General features: G+C 55.5%; 12 protein-coding genes. All 12 read left to right on the forward strand.

What is annotated here, in order from left to right; translation table 11 throughout:
* Positions 1–14 precede the first annotated feature (14 nt).
* The 12 genes from nuoK (at position 15) to dnaE (ending at position 16,447) form a co-directional block, all read left to right on the forward strand.
* On the forward strand, positions 15–323 hold the full coding sequence (nuoK, locus tag Q3Y58_RS04020; protein ID WP_028480897.1) for an NADH-quinone oxidoreductase subunit NuoK: 309 nt from the start codon (positions 15–17) through the stop codon (positions 321–323).
* A 7-nt stretch (positions 324–330) separates the two neighbouring features.
* The gene (gene nuoL, locus Q3Y58_RS04025; RefSeq protein ID WP_319621132.1) at positions 331–2,307 is read left to right on the forward strand and encodes an NADH-quinone oxidoreductase subunit L; all 1,977 of its coding nucleotides are present in this window, start codon (positions 331–333) and stop codon (positions 2,305–2,307) included.
* Complete coding sequence (locus tag Q3Y58_RS04030) at positions 2,307–3,830, forward strand: NADH-quinone oxidoreductase subunit M (RefSeq protein WP_274216622.1); 1,524 nt, start codon at positions 2,307–2,309, stop codon at positions 3,828–3,830. The genes nuoL and Q3Y58_RS04030 overlap by 1 nt, the downstream gene beginning before the upstream one ends.
* Positions 3,831–3,850: 20 nt before the next feature.
* Positions 3,851–5,293 (forward strand): NADH-quinone oxidoreductase subunit NuoN, encoded by a 1,443-nt coding sequence (gene nuoN, locus Q3Y58_RS04035; RefSeq protein ID WP_274216623.1) that lies wholly within the window; start codon positions 3,851–3,853, stop codon positions 5,291–5,293.
* A complete protein-coding gene (locus tag Q3Y58_RS04040; RefSeq protein WP_319621133.1) occupies positions 5,294–6,073 on the forward strand; it encodes a biotin--[acetyl-CoA-carboxylase] ligase in 780 nt (259 codons plus the stop codon).
* A 93-nt stretch (positions 6,074–6,166) separates the two neighbouring features.
* The gene (locus tag Q3Y58_RS04045) at positions 6,167–7,834 is read left to right on the forward strand and encodes a ribonuclease J (RefSeq protein WP_319621135.1); all 1,668 of its coding nucleotides are present in this window, start codon (positions 6,167–6,169) and stop codon (positions 7,832–7,834) included.
* 97 nt (positions 7,835–7,931) lie between these two features.
* Positions 7,932–8,336: a methylmalonyl-CoA epimerase gene (gene mce / locus Q3Y58_RS04050; protein ID WP_319621136.1), complete on the forward strand. Its 405-nt coding sequence runs from the start codon at positions 7,932–7,934 to the stop codon at positions 8,334–8,336.
* Positions 8,337–8,364: 28 nt separating this feature from the next.
* Complete coding sequence (locus Q3Y58_RS04055) at positions 8,365–8,634, forward strand: DUF1467 family protein (RefSeq protein ID WP_274216627.1); 270 nt, start codon at positions 8,365–8,367, stop codon at positions 8,632–8,634.
* A 449-nt stretch (positions 8,635–9,083) separates the two neighbouring features.
* On the forward strand, positions 9,084–10,415 hold the full coding sequence (gene proS / locus Q3Y58_RS04060) for a proline--tRNA ligase (RefSeq protein WP_274216628.1): 1,332 nt from the start codon (positions 9,084–9,086) through the stop codon (positions 10,413–10,415).
* A gap of 115 nt (positions 10,416–10,530) precedes the next feature.
* On the forward strand, positions 10,531–11,820 hold the full coding sequence (locus tag Q3Y58_RS04065) for a lipoprotein-releasing ABC transporter permease subunit (RefSeq protein ID WP_319621137.1): 1,290 nt from the start codon (positions 10,531–10,533) through the stop codon (positions 11,818–11,820).
* A gap of 11 nt (positions 11,821–11,831) precedes the next feature.
* Complete coding sequence (locus Q3Y58_RS04070) at positions 11,832–12,563, forward strand: ABC transporter ATP-binding protein (RefSeq protein ID WP_319621138.1); 732 nt, start codon at positions 11,832–11,834, stop codon at positions 12,561–12,563.
* Positions 12,564–13,015: 452 nt separating this feature from the next.
* Positions 13,016–16,447, forward strand: a complete 3,432-nt coding sequence (gene dnaE, locus Q3Y58_RS04075; RefSeq protein WP_319621140.1) for a DNA polymerase III subunit alpha — start codon at positions 13,016–13,018, stop codon at positions 16,445–16,447.
* The last annotated feature ends 168 nt before the right edge of the window (positions 16,448–16,615 follow it).

Consider the following 16,615-nt stretch of genomic DNA (forward strand, 5'->3'; position numbering starts at 1 on the left):
ACTGCGAGGCGCCCATGGAAATTGGACTTTCGCATTATTTGTCGGTGGCAGCGATCCTCTTCACGATCGGTGTCTTCGGGATCTTCCTCAACAGGAAGAACGTTATCGTCATTCTCATGTCGATCGAACTTCTGTTGCTGGCGGTCAACATCAACCTGGTGGCCTTCTCGGTTTTCCTGTCAGACCTCATGGGTCAGATCTTCGCGCTGCTGGTCTTGACGGTCGCAGCGGCTGAAGCGGCCATCGGTCTCGCGATCCTTGTGGTCTACTTCCGTAACCGCGGCTCCATTGCCGTGGAAGACATCAACATCATGAAAGGCTGAGGGGCAGATGTATTCGGCAATTGTTTTCCTGCCACTGATCGGATTTCTGATCGCCGGCCTGTTTGGGCGGGCTATCGGGTCCAAGGCCAGTGAGTACATCACGTCCGGCCTTCTGATCGTATCCGCTATTCTGTCTTGGGTGGCATTTGCTCAGATCGGTCTGGGCTCCTCCGAGATGGTGCAGTATGACCTGCTGCGCTGGATCAATTCCGGCGATCTGGAGATCAACTGGTCAATCCGAGTTGATACCCTGACCGCCGTCATGCTGGTTGTGGTGAACTCCGTTTCCGCCTTGGTGCATGTTTACTCCATCGGATACATGCACCACGATCCGGACCGGCCGCGCTTCTTTGCGTACCTGTCTCTGTTTACCTTTGCCATGCTCATGCTGGTGACCTCTGACAACCTTGTGCAGATGTTCTTCGGCTGGGAAGGCGTGGGTCTGGCGTCCTACCTGCTGATCGGCTTCTGGTACAAGAAGCCATCGGCAAACGCTGCGGCCATGAAGGCATTCGTCGTGAACCGTGTGGGTGACTTCGGTTTTTCCCTCGGCATTTTCGGCTGCTTCGTGATCTTCGGTGCGGTGGACCTGCCCACGATCTTTGCCAATGCGCAGAGCGTTGCCCAAGGTGAGGGGGAGGTTATGACCTTCCTTGGCTATCAGCTGAATGGCGAAGTGGCCGTGACGGTTGTCTGCCTGCTGCTCTTCATGGGGGCCATGGGTAAGTCCGCTCAGTTCCTGCTGCACACCTGGCTGCCTGATGCGATGGAAGGCCCGACCCCCGTGTCGGCGCTGATCCACGCGGCAACCATGGTGACCGCAGGTGTGTTCATGGTGGCGCGTTTGTCTCCAATCTTTGAACTGTCTCATGTGGCGCTGACCGTTGTGACCCTGTTTGGTGCAACAACGGCAATCTTCGCGGCGACCGTGGGCTGTGTTCAAAACGACATCAAGCGCGTGATTGCCTACTCCACCTGTTCGCAGCTGGGTTACATGTTCGTGGCTCTGGGCGTTGGTGCGTACAGCATCGGTGTGTTCCACCTGTTCACCCACGCCTTCTTCAAGGCGCTGTTGTTCCTTTGCGCCGGTTCCGTGATCCATGCGGTGTCTGACGAGCAGGACATGCGGAAGATGGGGGGGCTGCGCAAGCACATTCCGGTGACCTATTGGACCATGATGATCGGCACGCTGGCACTTACCGGGTTCGGCATTCCGCTGACCTACATCGGGACTGCTGGGTTCATCTCCAAGGATGCGATCATTGAAGCGGCTTATGTGGGGCACAATGCCTTTGCAAGCTACGCGTTCTGGATGACCGTTGCTGCTGCGTTCCTGACCAGCTTCTACTCCTGGCGTCTGACGTTCATGACTTTCCACGGCAAGCCTCGGGCTTCTGCCGATGTGATGAGCCATGTTCATGAAAGCCCATGGGTGATGACTGTGCCGCTGCTGCTGCTTTCTGTCGGTGCGCTGTTTGCCGGTATGGCTTTCAAGGCCAACTTCTTCGGCGACGCCTATGATGCCTTCTGGAAGGGATCGTTGTTCGTCTCAAGCGAAAACCACATCCTTCATGAGATGCACCATGTGCCGGTATGGGTTCGCCTGTCTCCATTCGTGATGATGGCCTCTGGCTTCCTGCTGGCCTGGCAGTTCTACCTGCGCAAGCCGGAAATGCCAAAGGCACTGGCTGCTCGCCACGACGCGCTCTACCGCTTCTTGTTGAACAAGTGGTACTTCGATGAGCTCTACGACATTCTGTTCGTTCGCTCATCCATGTGGCTGGGCCGCTTCCTGTGGAAGCGTGGTGATGGAACCGTGATTGATGGCATGGGCCCTGACGGGGTTGCTGCCCGCGTTCAAGATGTGACCGCTCGCGTGATCCGTCTCCAGTCTGGCTACATCTATCATTACGCATTTGCGATGCTGATCGGGGTTGCCTTCTTCGTTACCCTCTCAATGTTCTCGGGCGGGGGAGCCCAATAATGAGCGATTGGTCCATTCTCTCCATTACCACCTTCCTTCCGTTGGTTGGTGTGCTCTTCATCCTGCTGGTTCGCGGTGACGATGAAGAGGCCAAGAAAAACATTCGCCGGGTGGCGTTGATCACCACCTGCTTCACGTTTGTCATTTCCCTGTTCATCTGGGGTGGGTTCACCTATGAGAACCCTGGTTTCCAGATGGTCGAGAAGTATGAGTGGCTGGGCGGTGCTTTCTCCTACCACATGGGTGTGGACGGCATTTCGATGCTGTTTGTCATTCTGACCACGTTCCTGATGCCATTTTGTATTCTGGCAAGCTGGAACAGCATTCAGAACCGCGTGAAGGAATACATGATTGCGTTCCTGGTGCTGGAAACACTGATGATCGGTGTGTTCTGTGCGCTGGATCTGGTCCTGTTCTACATCTTCTTCGAGGCTGGCCTCATCCCGATGTTCCTTATCATCGGTGTGTGGGGTGGTGCCCGCCGCGTGTATGCGAGTTACAAGTTCTTCCTGTACACGCTGCTTGGCTCCGTCTTGATGCTGATTGCGATCATGTCCATGTACTGGCAGGCCGGTACGCTGGATATTCCGCAGTTGATGCAGCACGATTTCCCGGCGAGCATGCAGACGTGGCTGTGGCTGGCGTTCTTTGCAAGCTTTGCGGTGAAGATGCCGATGTGGCCGGTGCATACATGGTTGCCGGACGCCCACGTTGAAGCGCCAACAGCCGGTTCCGTCATTCTTGCTGGTATTCTTCTGAAGATGGGTGGTTACGGCTTCCTGCGTTTCTCTTTGCCAATGTTCCCGTTGGCGAGCGAGATGTTCGCGCCGTTCGTGTTCACCTTGTCTGTGGTGGCCATCGTCTACACCTCTTTGGTGGCGCTTGCTCAGGAAGACATCAAGAAGCTGATCGCTTACTCATCCGTTGCGCACATGGGCTATGTGACCATGGGTATCTTCGCGATGAACGAGCAGGGCATTCAAGGCGCGCTGTTTCAGATGCTGTCACACGGTATCGTTTCTGCCGCACTCTTCCTGTGCGTTGGTGTGATCTACGACCGCATGCATACGCGTCAGATTTCGGCTTATGGCGGTCTCGTCAACATCATGCCGAAATACGCCGTCGCTTTCATGATCTTCACCATGGCCAATGTGGGTCTGCCTGGAACATCCGGTTTCGTGGGTGAGTTCCTGACACTGGTTGGTGCGTTCCGCGCCAATACCTGGGTTGCCCTGTTTGCCACCTTGGGTGTGATCTTGTCTGCCGCCTATGCGCTTTATCTTTACCGCCGCGTTGTGTTTGGCGCGCTGGAGAAGGAAAGCCTGAAGGCCATGCTGGACTTGAACGCGCGTGAGAAGGTGATCCTGATCCCGCTGATCATTCTGACCATCTTCTTTGGTGTGTATCCGGCACCGGTGTTCGACGTGACACAGGCTTCCGTTGACGCGCTTATTACGAACTACCAGACAGCGATTGAACTCGGCACCAAGGCCGTGGTTGATACCGCTGGTCTGAGCCATTAATTCGACAGGACACTGACACCATGCAAGCTGAGATTTTACAATTTAGCGATCTCGCCCCGGTCTTTCCGGAGCTGCTTCTGGCGGTGGGTGCGCTGGTTTTGTTGATGGTTGGCGCCTTCGGGGGCAATCGCTCCACCTCCGTGGTGACGGGGATGTGTGTTGCCCTGTTGGCCATTGCCGGTTTGATGCTGGTCGTCTCGCCGAACTACGGCGAGGTGTTCAACGGTTCCTTCGTACAGGATGCTTTTTCCCGTTACATGAAGGTTCTGGTTCTGATCGGTTCGGGCTTTGCCATTGCCATGTCCGTGGCATATGCCCGCTCTCAGAACTTTGACCGCTTTGAGTACCCAATCCTCATTCTGCTGGCGACGCTCGGCATGATGATGATGCTTTCTGCGGGCGACCTGATTTCCATGTATCTGGGTCTGGAGCTTCAGTCTCTGGCGCTTTATGTGGTTGCGGCAATCAACCGGGACTCCGTGCGGTCCACGGAAGCGGGCCTGAAGTACTTTGTGCTCGGTGCGCTTTCTTCCGGTATGCTGCTTTACGGCATGTCCTTCATCTATGGCTTTACCGGCCAGATCGAGTTCTCTGCGATTGCTGAAACTTTGACCACTGAACGCGCGTCTCTGGGGCTGGTGTTCGGTATCGTGTTCATGCTGGCGGGCCTTGCATTCAAGATCTCGGCCGTGCCGTTCCACATGTGGACCCCTGATGTTTACGAGGGCGCGCCAACGCCTGTGACCGCGTTCTTCGCGGCTGCGCCAAAGATTGCGGCGTTCGGCATGATGGTGCGTGTGCTGGTGGAAGCGCTTGGCGGTGTTCTGCTGGATTGGCAGCAGATCATCGTGTTCATGGCGATCATGTCCATGGCTCTGGGTTCCTTCGCTGCAATTGGCCAGAAGAACATCAAGCGACTGATGGCGTATTCCTCCATCGGTCACATGGGCTATGCCATGGTTGGTCTGGCCGCTGGCACAGCTGTTGGCGTTGAGGGCGTGATTGTTTACATGACCGCCTATCTGGCAATGACCCTTGGCGCGTTCGCCTGCATCCTTTCCATGCGCCGCAAAGGCGGCATGGTGGAGGAGATTGCGGACCTTTCCGGTTTGTCGCGCACCAACCTGCCAATGGCCATTCTGCTGGCGTTCATCATGTTCTCCCTGGCTGGTATCCCGCCATTCATCGGGTTCTTTGCCAAGTTTTACGTGTTCATCGCAGCGGTTGAAGCAGGGCTCTACCCCCTTGCAATCATCGGTATCCTGACCAGTGTTGTCGGCTGTTACTACTATCTGCGTGTCATCAAGGTGATGTTCTTTGATGAGCCTTCAGATGAGTTCCTGCCAATGTCCGGTGAAATGAAGATTGTTTTGGGTATCTCCAGCGCCGTTATTTGTCTATTTATTCTGGTACCCGGACCAATTGTTGAGGCAGCAAGCGCTGCTGCAAATACGCTGTTCTAAATGAGCCAGACTAAATTGCATTTACGAGACAAGGGCCCGGTGTCATCTGCACCGGGCTTTACTTTTGAACATTACGATAGCATTGGGTCCACCAATAGCTATGGCATCGAGCTTGCCAGGCAGGGGCATCCCGGCCACCTTTGGCTGCGAGCTGAAGAGCAGACCGAAGGACGTGGCCGAAGGGGCCGTGCGTGGACCTCTGACCGCGGCAACCTGTTTGCTTCCGTACTGCTGCGCTTTGACAAGCTGGATGAGACGGCGGTGCAATTTCCATTCGTTGCTGCGCTTTCTCTGGCCGATGCGGTGGAAAAAGCCTGCGGCGTGACCCATCTGGTAGAGCTGAAATGGCCCAATGATCTTCTCATCAATGGGGCTAAGATTTCAGGAATTTTGCTTGAGAGTGAAAGCCATTCCTCCTATGGGTTCTATCTGGTCTGCGGTTTTGGCGTGAATGTTGTTCACCACCCGGACCTTGGCCTTTATAAAACAACGGACTTGCGCAGCTTGGGCTTCCAGTGCAATGCAGACTTGTTGTTTTTGAAACTGGCAGAAAGTTTCGAGCATTGGCTGGGCACTTGGTCCAAGCCAAATGGCTTTGATGTGGTGCGAAAGGCTTGGCTGGAACGCGCCATTGGGGTTGGGGAGCAGATACGTGTGCGCCTGACCCGGGAAGAATTCAGCGGACGCTTTGTCGATATCGATCATTTCGGCCGGTTGATCCTGAAGATGGACAGCGGCGAAACGCGGCTGGTTTCCGCAGGAGACGTGTTTTTTTCCTGAAGCATGGCTGCATCAAGCATGTGGCTGTCTCGTCCGGCGCCGTTATTCGGGCTGCCCGAGACCGTTTCAGGACGTTTGGAAAGGTAATTCAATATGTCGAGCGAAAATCAGCTCGTGTTTTTGCCCCTCGGGGGCGTTGGCGAAATCGGGATGAACCTTGGCCTTTATGGTATGGGCCCCGAAGATGACCGCACTTGGTTGGTCGTTGACTTTGGCGTTTCTTTTGCCGGGCCCGAGCTGCCGGGCGTTGATCTTGTGCTGCCGGATATTCGTTTCTTGCAGGAAGAACGCAGCCGTATTGCCGGTATCGTGATTACGCACGCCCATGAAGACCACTATGGTGCGCTGCCGTACATCTGGAACCTTGTTGAGGCGCCCGTATATGCCACGCCATTTGCCGCCGGTTTGCTGGAGGCAAAATATGGCGTTGACGGCGAGCAGGTGGACATTCCGGTCACCATTGTCAATCAAGGCGAGCGCCTCAATATCGGGCCGTTCGACGTTGAGCTTTTGACCATGACCCACTCGATCCCCGAGCCGTGTGGCCTTGCCATTCGCGCCAATGGGCAGATGGTGGTGCACTCTGGCGACTGGAAGATTGACCCCACACCGGGTGTCGGCAAATCCATGGATATGGAGCGGCTGCGGGAGCTGGGAGAGGAGGGCGTTGATGCCCTGATTTGCGACAGCACCAATGCCGTGCGCGATGGCGTGAGCCCCAGTGAAGCGGAAGTACAGGCGGAACTGACACGGATTATCAAGGAAGCGACCGGCCGTGTGGCGGTGACCACCTTTGCCTCCAACGTTGCGCGCATCCGCGCGGTGGCTGAAGCTGCTGCTGCAGCGGAACGTGAGATCGTGGTGGTGGGGCGCTCCATGCTGCGGGTGATCGAGGTTGCCAAGGAACTGGGCTATCTGGATGGCTTGCCGCCGTTTCGTGATGAGGAGGCCTATGGCCACTTCCCTCGGGACAAGGTGGTGATGATTTGCACCGGGTCGCAAGGGGAAAACCGGGCGGCGATGGCACGCATTGCGGCGGACAATCACCGCCAAATCGCGCTGACTTCCGGGGACACCGTGATTTTCTCGTCTCGAACCATTCCGGGCAATGAGAAGGCCGTAAACACGGTGATCAACTCTTTGGTGTCACAAGGCTTGAAGGTGATTACCGACCGGGATGCGCTCGTGCATGTTTCCGGTCACCCACGCCGCGGTGAGCTGGATCAGCTTTACAACCTTTTGAAGCCGAGGAAGGTGATCCCCGTCCACGGGGAAGCGCTGCATTTGGCCTGTCACAAGGACTTTGCGCTTTCCAAGGGCGTGAAGGATGTGAAGATCATCAAGGACGGCGACATGGTGCGCCTTGCACCGGGGCCGTTGCAGGTGATCGACGAAGCGCCCGTCGGCATCATGGTGCGTGATGGTGATCTGTTGATGCTGCCGGAAGAGGCTGGCGTTCAGGAACGTCGCAAGCTTTCGTTTGCGGGCACCGTTGTGGTGTCGTTGGCAGTTAGCTCCAAGGGGGAGCTGCATGGCGACATCGATGTGGTGCTCTTTGGCATTCCGGAGTTCAACCGGGATGGAGATCCTTTTGAGGATCTGGTGCATGAAGCCGTTTATGGGGCCGTGATCAGTATTCCCAAACCACGGCGCAAGGATGTTGATCTTGTAACCGAGGCGGCACGCCGGGCCGCGCGCTATGCCGTTGTCGAACACTGGGGCAAGAAGCCGCTTTGCCGCGCCCTGGTGCGCAAGGTGTAAGCTTCTATCCGCGACATATACGCACTAGAACGTATGGGGCGCTGGACATTTCTCCCGAAATCTGGTCCATCTAACACTGGTTTTCGGGAGGAGAACGATGATAGGGCGGCTGAATCATGTGGCCATTGCCGTTGCCAATATGGACGACGGCCTGAAGGTTTATCGCGATGGGCTGGGAGGCGTTGCTTCTGAGAAAGTGGCGCAGCCGGAGCATGGCGTGTCCACGGTGTTCATTGAATTACCCAATACCAAGATTGAGCTTCTGGAACCGCTTGGCGAGAATTCTCCCATCACTTCCTTTGTGGAGCGCAATCCCGCCGGTGGGATCCACCACGTGTGCTATGAGGTGGAGGACATTGTGTCGGCACGCGACAAGCTGGTGGCGCAGGGCTACCGCATTCTGGGGGATGGGAACCCCAAGATCGGCGCCCACGGCAAGCCGGTTTTGTTTCTGCACCCGAAAGATTTCCTCGGCACCTTGACCGAGCTGGAAGAAGCTTGAAGCCAACAGTTAGGAAGAGGGGATAAGCGTGTCACTGGCGTTGGGCCTTGCGATCTATTTCATGATGTGGTGGATCCTGTTTCTGGCGATCCTGCCCTTTGGTGTGCGAACAGCAGATGAGCTGGGCGAGGATGTGGTGCCGGGAAGTGCGGAAAGTGCGCCGGCGCACCCGTTGATGCTGCGCAAGGTGATCGCTAACACAATTGTGACCACGGCATTGTTCGTGGCGGTTTATTACGTTTTGGAATCAGGAATGGGGACGCAAATTCTTGATTTCGCTGGCCGCTACATGAACTAGCTTCATCAGGACAAAAAAAAGCAAGGCTTAAAAAGCCTTGCTCATCAAAAAGTTCCGCGTCTACTTGCCTTCGTTTGCGCCGTTTGTTGACGCCGGCTGCAACCGCTTGAAGCGTGCGCCAGAAGGCCTTCCTCCCAAGACTCAGACCGCGATGCTATCCGGGTGTTTTTCAACCCCAGATCTTTTTATTGACAGGAATATAACAAGGTGACACGAGTTTGTCATTATTTAGTAGCTGGTGGCCTAATCTTTAATCCTGCCCAAATTTTAAGCAAAAAAGTGACTGTTGACCAAGCTCAACGCGCGGGGAAAGGGGCTGTGCCCAGACGTTTTCAGCTGGTAAAACGCCGCTAACACCGCCCATTTCAACATCAGGGCTTGTCTTTTCTCAGCGGGTTTGCTTTGAGTGCCTATCGTTCAAGGCTAACCAAACTTCAAGAGTTCAACCGATGCGTTTGTCCCGATATTTCCTGCCGATCCTGAAGGAAACTCCGAAAGAAGCGGAGATTGTATCCCACCGTCTCATGTTGCGCGCTGGTATGCTGCGTCAGCAGTCCGCCGGGATCTATGCTTGGTTGCCTCTGGGCTATCGGGTTTTGATGAAGATCCAGCGCATTGTGGAAGAAGAGCAGAACCGTGCGGGCGCCGTGGAGCTTTTGATGCCGACCATTCAATCTGCAGACTTGTGGCGCGAAAGTGGGCGCTATGAAGCTTATGGCAAGGAAATGCTTCGCATTACGGATCGCCATGAGCGTGACATGCTGTTTGGGCCGACCAATGAAGAGATGATTACGGACATTTTCCGCAGCTACGTCCGGTCCTACAAGGATCTGCCGCTGAACCTCTACCACATCCAGTGGAAATTCCGCGACGAGGTACGTCCTCGTTTTGGTGTAATGCGCGGCCGCGAGTTCCTGATGAAGGATGCATATTCGTTTGATCTTGATCAGGAATCTGCACGCCATGCCTACAACCGCATGTTTGTTGCCTACCTGCGCACCTTTGACCGAATGGGCTTGAAGGCCATTCCAATGAAGGCGGATACCGGCCCGATTGGGGGGGATCTGTCACACGAGTTCATCATTCTTGCCTCAACCGGTGAGAGCGAGGTGTTCCTGAACAAGGACATCCTTGATCTGCCTATCCCAGCTGAAGACACAGACTTTGACTCTGATCTCAGCCCAATCATCACGGATTGGACCACCCCTTATGCTGCAACCGATGAGATGCATGACGAAGAGGCATTTGCAGCCGTCGGCGACGACAAGCAAGTATCTGCTCGCGGTATCGAAGTGGGGCACATCTTCTACTTCGGCACCAAGTATTCAGAGCCAATGGGTGCCAAGGTGACCAACTCCGAGGGCGTTGAGGTGCCTGTTCACATGGGGTCCTACGGTGTGGGCGTGTCCCGTTTGATGGCTGCGTTGATTGAGGCCAATCATGATGATGATGGCATCATCTGGCCGATGTCTGTGGCACCTTTCCATGTTGGTCTCATCAACATGAAGCCGGGCAGCGAAGCTGATGAAGCCTGCGAAAGCCTTTACAAGCAGCTTGAGGCTGCAGGCGTTGAAGTGCTTTATGATGATCGTGACACCCGTGCAGGTGCCAAATTTGCTGGGATGGATCTCATTGGTCTGCCGTATCAGGTGATCGTTGGACCGCGCGGCCTCAAGACTGGCGAAGTTGAAGTGAAAAACCGCGCAACTGGAGAACGTGAGATGTTGTCCCCAGAAGCGGCAGCAGAAAAGTTGATTGCTGCGGTTCGGACACAAAGCTGATTAAACTTCAGGTTAAAGGAATCGCGCCATGTGATTGGCGCGATTTCTGTTCGTATGCGTTCATATCCTGCTCTGCCGCGTGCAGAGCGCCTGATCAGGGGAGTGCGGAAGCAAGATGACGGCTCAAACACAAACGGAGCAGCTCACCCGTGCAACACGCCCATTTGCGGCGTTCGAGTGGATGCTGGCGGGCCGATATCTGCGCTCCCGGCGCAAGGAGACCTTTATCTCCGTGATTGCGGGCTTTTCCTTTTTGGGCATCACCTTGGGCGTTGCAACGCTGATCATTGTGATGGCGGTCATGAATGGCTTCCGGGCTGAGCTTCTCACTAAGATCCTTGGGATCAATGGCCATGTACTGCTCCAGCCAATCGACTCGCGACTTGATGACTTTGATGCTGTGACAGGCCGCCTTGAAGGGCTGGATGGCGTGCGCTTTGCCATGCCGTTTGTGGAAGGTCAGGCAATGGTATCAGGGCCTGCCGCAGACCTCGGTGCTCTGTTTCGCGGCGTGCGCAAAAGTGATCTCGACAAACTGCCACTTGTTTCTCAAAACATAAAGGCGGGCACGCTTGAAGGTTTTGATGAGGGGCAGGGCATTGCCATCGGCACGCGTCTGGCGCGTTCCCTTGGCGTTTCGGTGGGAGATCCGATCCGTGTGATTACACCGCGCGGGGCCATAACGCCGATGGGGATGACGCCCCGTGTAAAGGCCTATCCGGTTGTCGCGCTCTTCGAAATTGGCATGAGCGAATATGATGGCACCATTGCCTTCATGCCTTTCGAAGAAGCCCAGCTCTATTTCAACCTTGAAGGTGTCGCGACCGGTGTAGAAGTCTATGCCGATGATCCTGACAATGTGGGCGCGGTGCGCAAAGCGGTGGAAGAGGGCGCTGGACGGCCGTCTTTTGTTACTGATTGGCGGCAGCGCAACATGACATTCTTTTCAGCGCTGGAGGTCGAGCGGAACGTGATGTTCCTTATCCTGACGCTGATCGTGTTGGTCGCCGCTTTGAACATCATCTCCGGAATGACCATGCTGGTGAAAGACAAGGGGCGGGACATTGCGGTCCTGCGCACGATGGGTGCCACCCGAGGTGCCGTGATGCGTGTCTTTGTTATCACCGGGGCCAGTATCGGCACCTTTGGAACCATTGCCGGTGTTGCGTTGGGTACTGTTGTTTGTTGGAACATCGAAAGCATCCGGCAAGGCATATCCTGGCTGACCCGTACTGAGCTGTTTTCACCAGAGCTTTACTTTCTATCCAAGTTGCCAGCAGAAATGGACTCCACAGAGACATTGGCAGTTGTAGCAATGGCGCTTGGCTTGAGCTTTCTTGCTACAATCTACCCGGCGTGGCGCGCAGCGCGCCTCGATCCTGTTGAAGCGCTGAGGTACGAATAATGAATGCGCCGATGAAGAAAAGCTTGTCCTCGGAACAGCAAGACCGCAGCGTTGCTTTGAGCTTGAGAAGTGTCTATCGCAGCTTCTCGGAGGCGCATGGCATTTTAGAGATCCTCAAAGGGGCCGATCTTGATCTTTATGAAGGTGACCTTGTTGCGCTTGTGGCGCCTTCTGGCTCAGGCAAATCGACCTTGATGCATATTGCCGGGCTGTTGGAGAAGCCAGATTCAGGCGAAGTCTATGTTGGTGGGCGGGCTTGTGGATCACTCGGCGATGATGACCGAACGGCCATACGCCGTACGGAAGTCGGTTTCGTCTATCAGTTTCACCAGTTGCTTCCCGAGTTCACGGCGCTTGAAAACATTGCCATGCCGCAGATGATAAATGGCTTGGCGCGCAAGGATGCCGAAGAGCGATCCAGACAATTGTTGAAGTACATGCGCCTGCAAGATCGGGAAACCCATCGCCCATCAGAATTGTCGGGCGGTGAGCAGCAGCGGGTTGCCATTGCGCGTGCCGTGGCCAACGCGCCGCGCATCCTTTTGGCAGATGAGCCAACTGGAAATCTGGATCCCAAGACATCCGCGTATGTTTTTGACGCTTTGCGCGCATTGGTAAAAGCCTCAGGCGTGGCCGCCTTGCTTGCGACCCACAACATGGACCTTGCAGCGAAGATGGACCGTTGCATTACTCTTCAGGACGGGAAGGTTGTGGAGCTCAAGCGGGTTCCAAAGGCGAGATAACTGCCAACCGAGCCCGGTCCCAGCTACGACCCGTTGTGCAACGGACGACCAAACTCCCTAGTTTTATTAGATTGTCAAAGAACACACCTGTTCCTGCGAGTGCGGGAGCAGGTGTTTTGTTGCATGCGTTAGTTCCCTTTTTGTTTACCTTCAATTTACCATGCCTTCCATTCCGAAAAATCAGGAGTTGCATAAAAAGAACAAATAAAGAACTATAGTGGAACAGAAAGGGTTCTGATGGAGTTTGACATGATGTATTTCATTCGTGATGTTGCTGCTTTCGCTTCTATGGTCGCTCTTGGTTCCAGTTTTTGGTTATGGGGGCAGGCATTGGCATCAGGCTTGTGATGGTGATTGGTGTGAATAGCTTCCCCATGCAGTCGACATTCGCAGGCGGTTACCGCATTCTGCGCAGCCAACAGGGTTGGTAAACAAATAAAGAGGTGTGTGTGATGTCTGGACCGGGTTTTGTGCATTTGAGAACCCATTCGGCTTACTCACTTCTTGAGGGTGCCTTGCCATTGGCCAAGCTTCTTGATTTGGCCGCCAAGGACGACCAGCCCGCGCTTGCCATGACCGACACGGGCAATCTGTTCGGTGCGCTGGAGTTCTCAGAAAAAGCTTTTGGTGCTGGTATCCAGCCAATTATCGGCTCCCAGGTTGCGATCAATTTCAAAGACACGGATGCCAAGGGGGATGAGGCGCTCACGGATATGGTTTTTCTGGCCGCGAGTGAGCAAGGCTACGAAAACCTCATGGACATTGTCTCCCGCGCTTTCTTGGATACGGAGCCTGGGTATCGGGCCAATATCGATCTCGAGCGGCTGAGGCTAAAGAATTCTGGCCTGATCGCTCTGACAGGTGCTCTTAATGGTCCGATCAATACCGCTCTCTTCAATGGCTTTCCGGAGCTCGCTTGTTCACGTTTGAAAACGCTCAAGGAGATTTTTGGTGATCGCCTCTACGTTGAGGTGCAACGGCATGGATTGCCGGCTGAAGATCAGGTGGAGCCGGAACTTTTGGAGCTGGCGTATGCGGAAGGTGTGCCGCTGGTAGCCACGAACGAGCCGTTTTTTCCATCTGCGGATGATTATGAAGCCCATGATGCGCTGCTGGCCATTTCTGAGGGGCGTGTCCTTATTGAAACAGACCGGCGTCAGTTGACGGAAGAGTTTAGGTTCAAGACCCGCGCCGAGATGCTGGAGGTTTTTTCGGACCTGCCGGAGGCGTTGGACAACACCGTCAAAATTGCACAGCGCTGCCACTATCGCCCTTTGAAGCGCGCGCCGATCCTGCCGCGGTTTGCTGGCGCGGATTCCGATCCGGAAGAGGCTGAAAAGGCGGAGGCAGACGAGCTTGCCCGTCAGTCAAGAGAGGGATTGCAGGCCCGCCTGGATGTGCATGGGCTTGCTCCCGGTCTTGAAGAAAAGGATTACTGGGAGCGGCTCGACTACGAGCTCGGCATCATTACTCGCATGAAGTTCCCAGGGTACTTCCTGATCGTTGCGGACTTCATCAAGTGGGCCAAGGAGCAAGACATCCCTGTTGGGCCTGGTCGTGGTTCTGGTGCGGGTTCATTGGTGGCGTGGTCCTTGACGATCACTGACCTTGATCCCATGCGGTTCTCTTTGCTGTTCGAGCGGTTCTTGAACCCGGAACGCGTTTCTATGCCTGACTTTGACATCGACTTTTGCCAGAACCGGCGGGAAGAAGTCATTCGGTATGTGCAGCGCAAATATGGCCGCGAACAGGTGGCTCAAATCATCACCTTTGGTACGCTGCAAGCCAAGGCTGTGCTGCGTGACGTGGGGCGTGTGTTGCAGATGCCCTACGGCCAGGTGGACCGTCTTTCCAAGCTGGTTCCTGGGAACCCGGCAAACCCGGTTACACTTGCACAGGCGATCGAAGAAGAGCCAAGGCTGCGTGAAGCTGCGCGGCAGGAGGAGGTCGTAGACCGCCTGTTGATCATGGCACAGAAGCTGGAAGGTCTTTATCGGCACGCGTCAACCCATGCCGCTGGCGTCGTGATCGGGGACCGACCGCTTGAACAGTTGGTTCCGCTTTACCGAGACCCGCGTTCCGATATGCCGGTTGCTCAGTTCAACATGAAGTGGGTGGAACAGGCAGGGCTGGTCAAGTTTGACTTTCTCGGCCTTAAAACCCTGACGGTGATCGATACGGCGATCAGTTTGCTGCGGCGCAGGGGCGTTGAGGTGGATATTGCCTCAATCCCGATTGATGATCCGGCGACCTACAAGCTGCTGGCTGCTGGCGATACGGTTGGCGTGTTTCAGTTGGAAAGTCAGGGCATGCGCCGGGCGATCGCCGGGATGCGGCCTGACCGGTTTGAGGACATTGTTGCGCTTGTGGCGCTTTATCGCCCGGGTCCAATGGACAATATTCCGGTCTACAACGCAGTAAAGCACGGGGAGCAGGAACCGGATTATCTTCACCCGCTTCTGGAGCCGATCCTGAAGGAGACGAACGGCATTATCGTCTATCAGGAGCAGGTTATGCAGATCGCGCAGGTGCTCTCTGGGTACTCACTGGGTGAGGCGGACTTGTTGCGCCGCGCGATGGGTAAGAAAATTGCCGCTGAAATGGAGATCCAACGAGCCCGCTTTACGGAAGGGGCTGTTGAGCGCGGGATCGACAAAAACCAGGCCGGAATGATCTACGATCTGGTGGCCAAGTTTGCAAACTACGGCTTCAACAAATCTCACGCGGCAGCTTATGCGCTGGTGGCTTATCAGACAGCATGGCTCAAGGCGAACTATCCAGTTGAGTTTCTTGCAGGCATTATGACCCTGGATCTTGGCAATACGGACAAGCTCAGCGATTTTCGCCAGGAAGCGGTTCGCATGGGCATTGAAGTGGTGCCGCCGTCGGTTAATCGCTCAGGGCCGCACTTCGATGTAGAAGACGGCAAAATTCTTTACGCGCTTGGTGCCATCAAGGGCGTCGGCGAACACGCCATCGAACACATTGTAGAGGTGCGCGGTGACAAACCTTTCAAGGATATGGCGGATTTCGCGCAGCGGGTGAGTACGCGCATCGTTAACAAACGCACACTGGAAAGCCTGATTGCAGCCGGTGCGTTTGATGAACTCAACAAGAACCGGGCACAGTTGCTTCAGGGATTGGACCGGATCGTTGCCACCTCTCACCGCGCCGAAGACAACGCCACGTCGGGTCAAAATGAGCTCTTCGGCGGCGCTGATGCGCCGGAGCCGCTGATCATGCCAGATGTGGACCCCTGGACGCCGTCAGAACGGTTGCAGCGTGAACACAGCGCTGTCGGCTTTTACATTTCCGCCCATCCGCTGGATGAGTATCAGGAGCTCTTCAAGAAACTGCGCGTGCAGCTCTGGAAGGATTTCGAACAGTCTGTGAAAGCAGGGGCGTCCGCAGGCCGACTTGTGGGTACGATCACGTCTCGTCAGGAGCGCAAGACCCGCAAGGGCACGCAAATGGGCATCGTGCGGATTTCTGATCCCACCGGCCAATACGAAGCCATTCTGTTTTCGGAGGGTTTGAACCAGTTCCGCGATCTGTTGGAGCCGGGCAATTCGGTGGTGCTTCTGGTGCAAGCGGATATGCGCGAGGAAGAGGTCAGCGTGCGCATTACCCAAGTCGATCCGTTGGAGCGGATTGCTTCTCGCGTGCATAAAACCCTGCGCGTTTTCATGAATACGTCCCAGCCTGTGACAAGCCTTCAAAGGCAGCTGAAGCCGGGTGGGGACGGTGAAGTGAGTTGCATCATGCTGTTGGACCAGGGGCAGCGGGAGGTAGAGGTCAAGCTTCCCGGCGGGTATCAGCTGTCGCCGCAATTGGCAGGTGCGCTCAAGTCCATGCCCGGCGTTTTGGATGTTCAGATGAACTAGTTGATCGGCCCATGCCGTGCCGTGCCTTGTGGGCGGCTGAGTGGGGCTTGAACGGGGCGGTGGAGCTCGTTCAGGCATCAAGAGCCGAGTTGGCGTTAGAGGACAAGTTGGCGAGGGGCGTGCGCGCGGTCTTTGTTTTGGCCTGTCTGGGGTTTGGCCGGTCCGGTT

Origin of the sequence: Nesiotobacter zosterae, assembly GCF_033843645.1 — a bacterium.
GTDB classification, from domain to species: Bacteria; Pseudomonadota; Alphaproteobacteria; order Rhizobiales; family Stappiaceae; genus Pseudovibrio; species Pseudovibrio zosterae.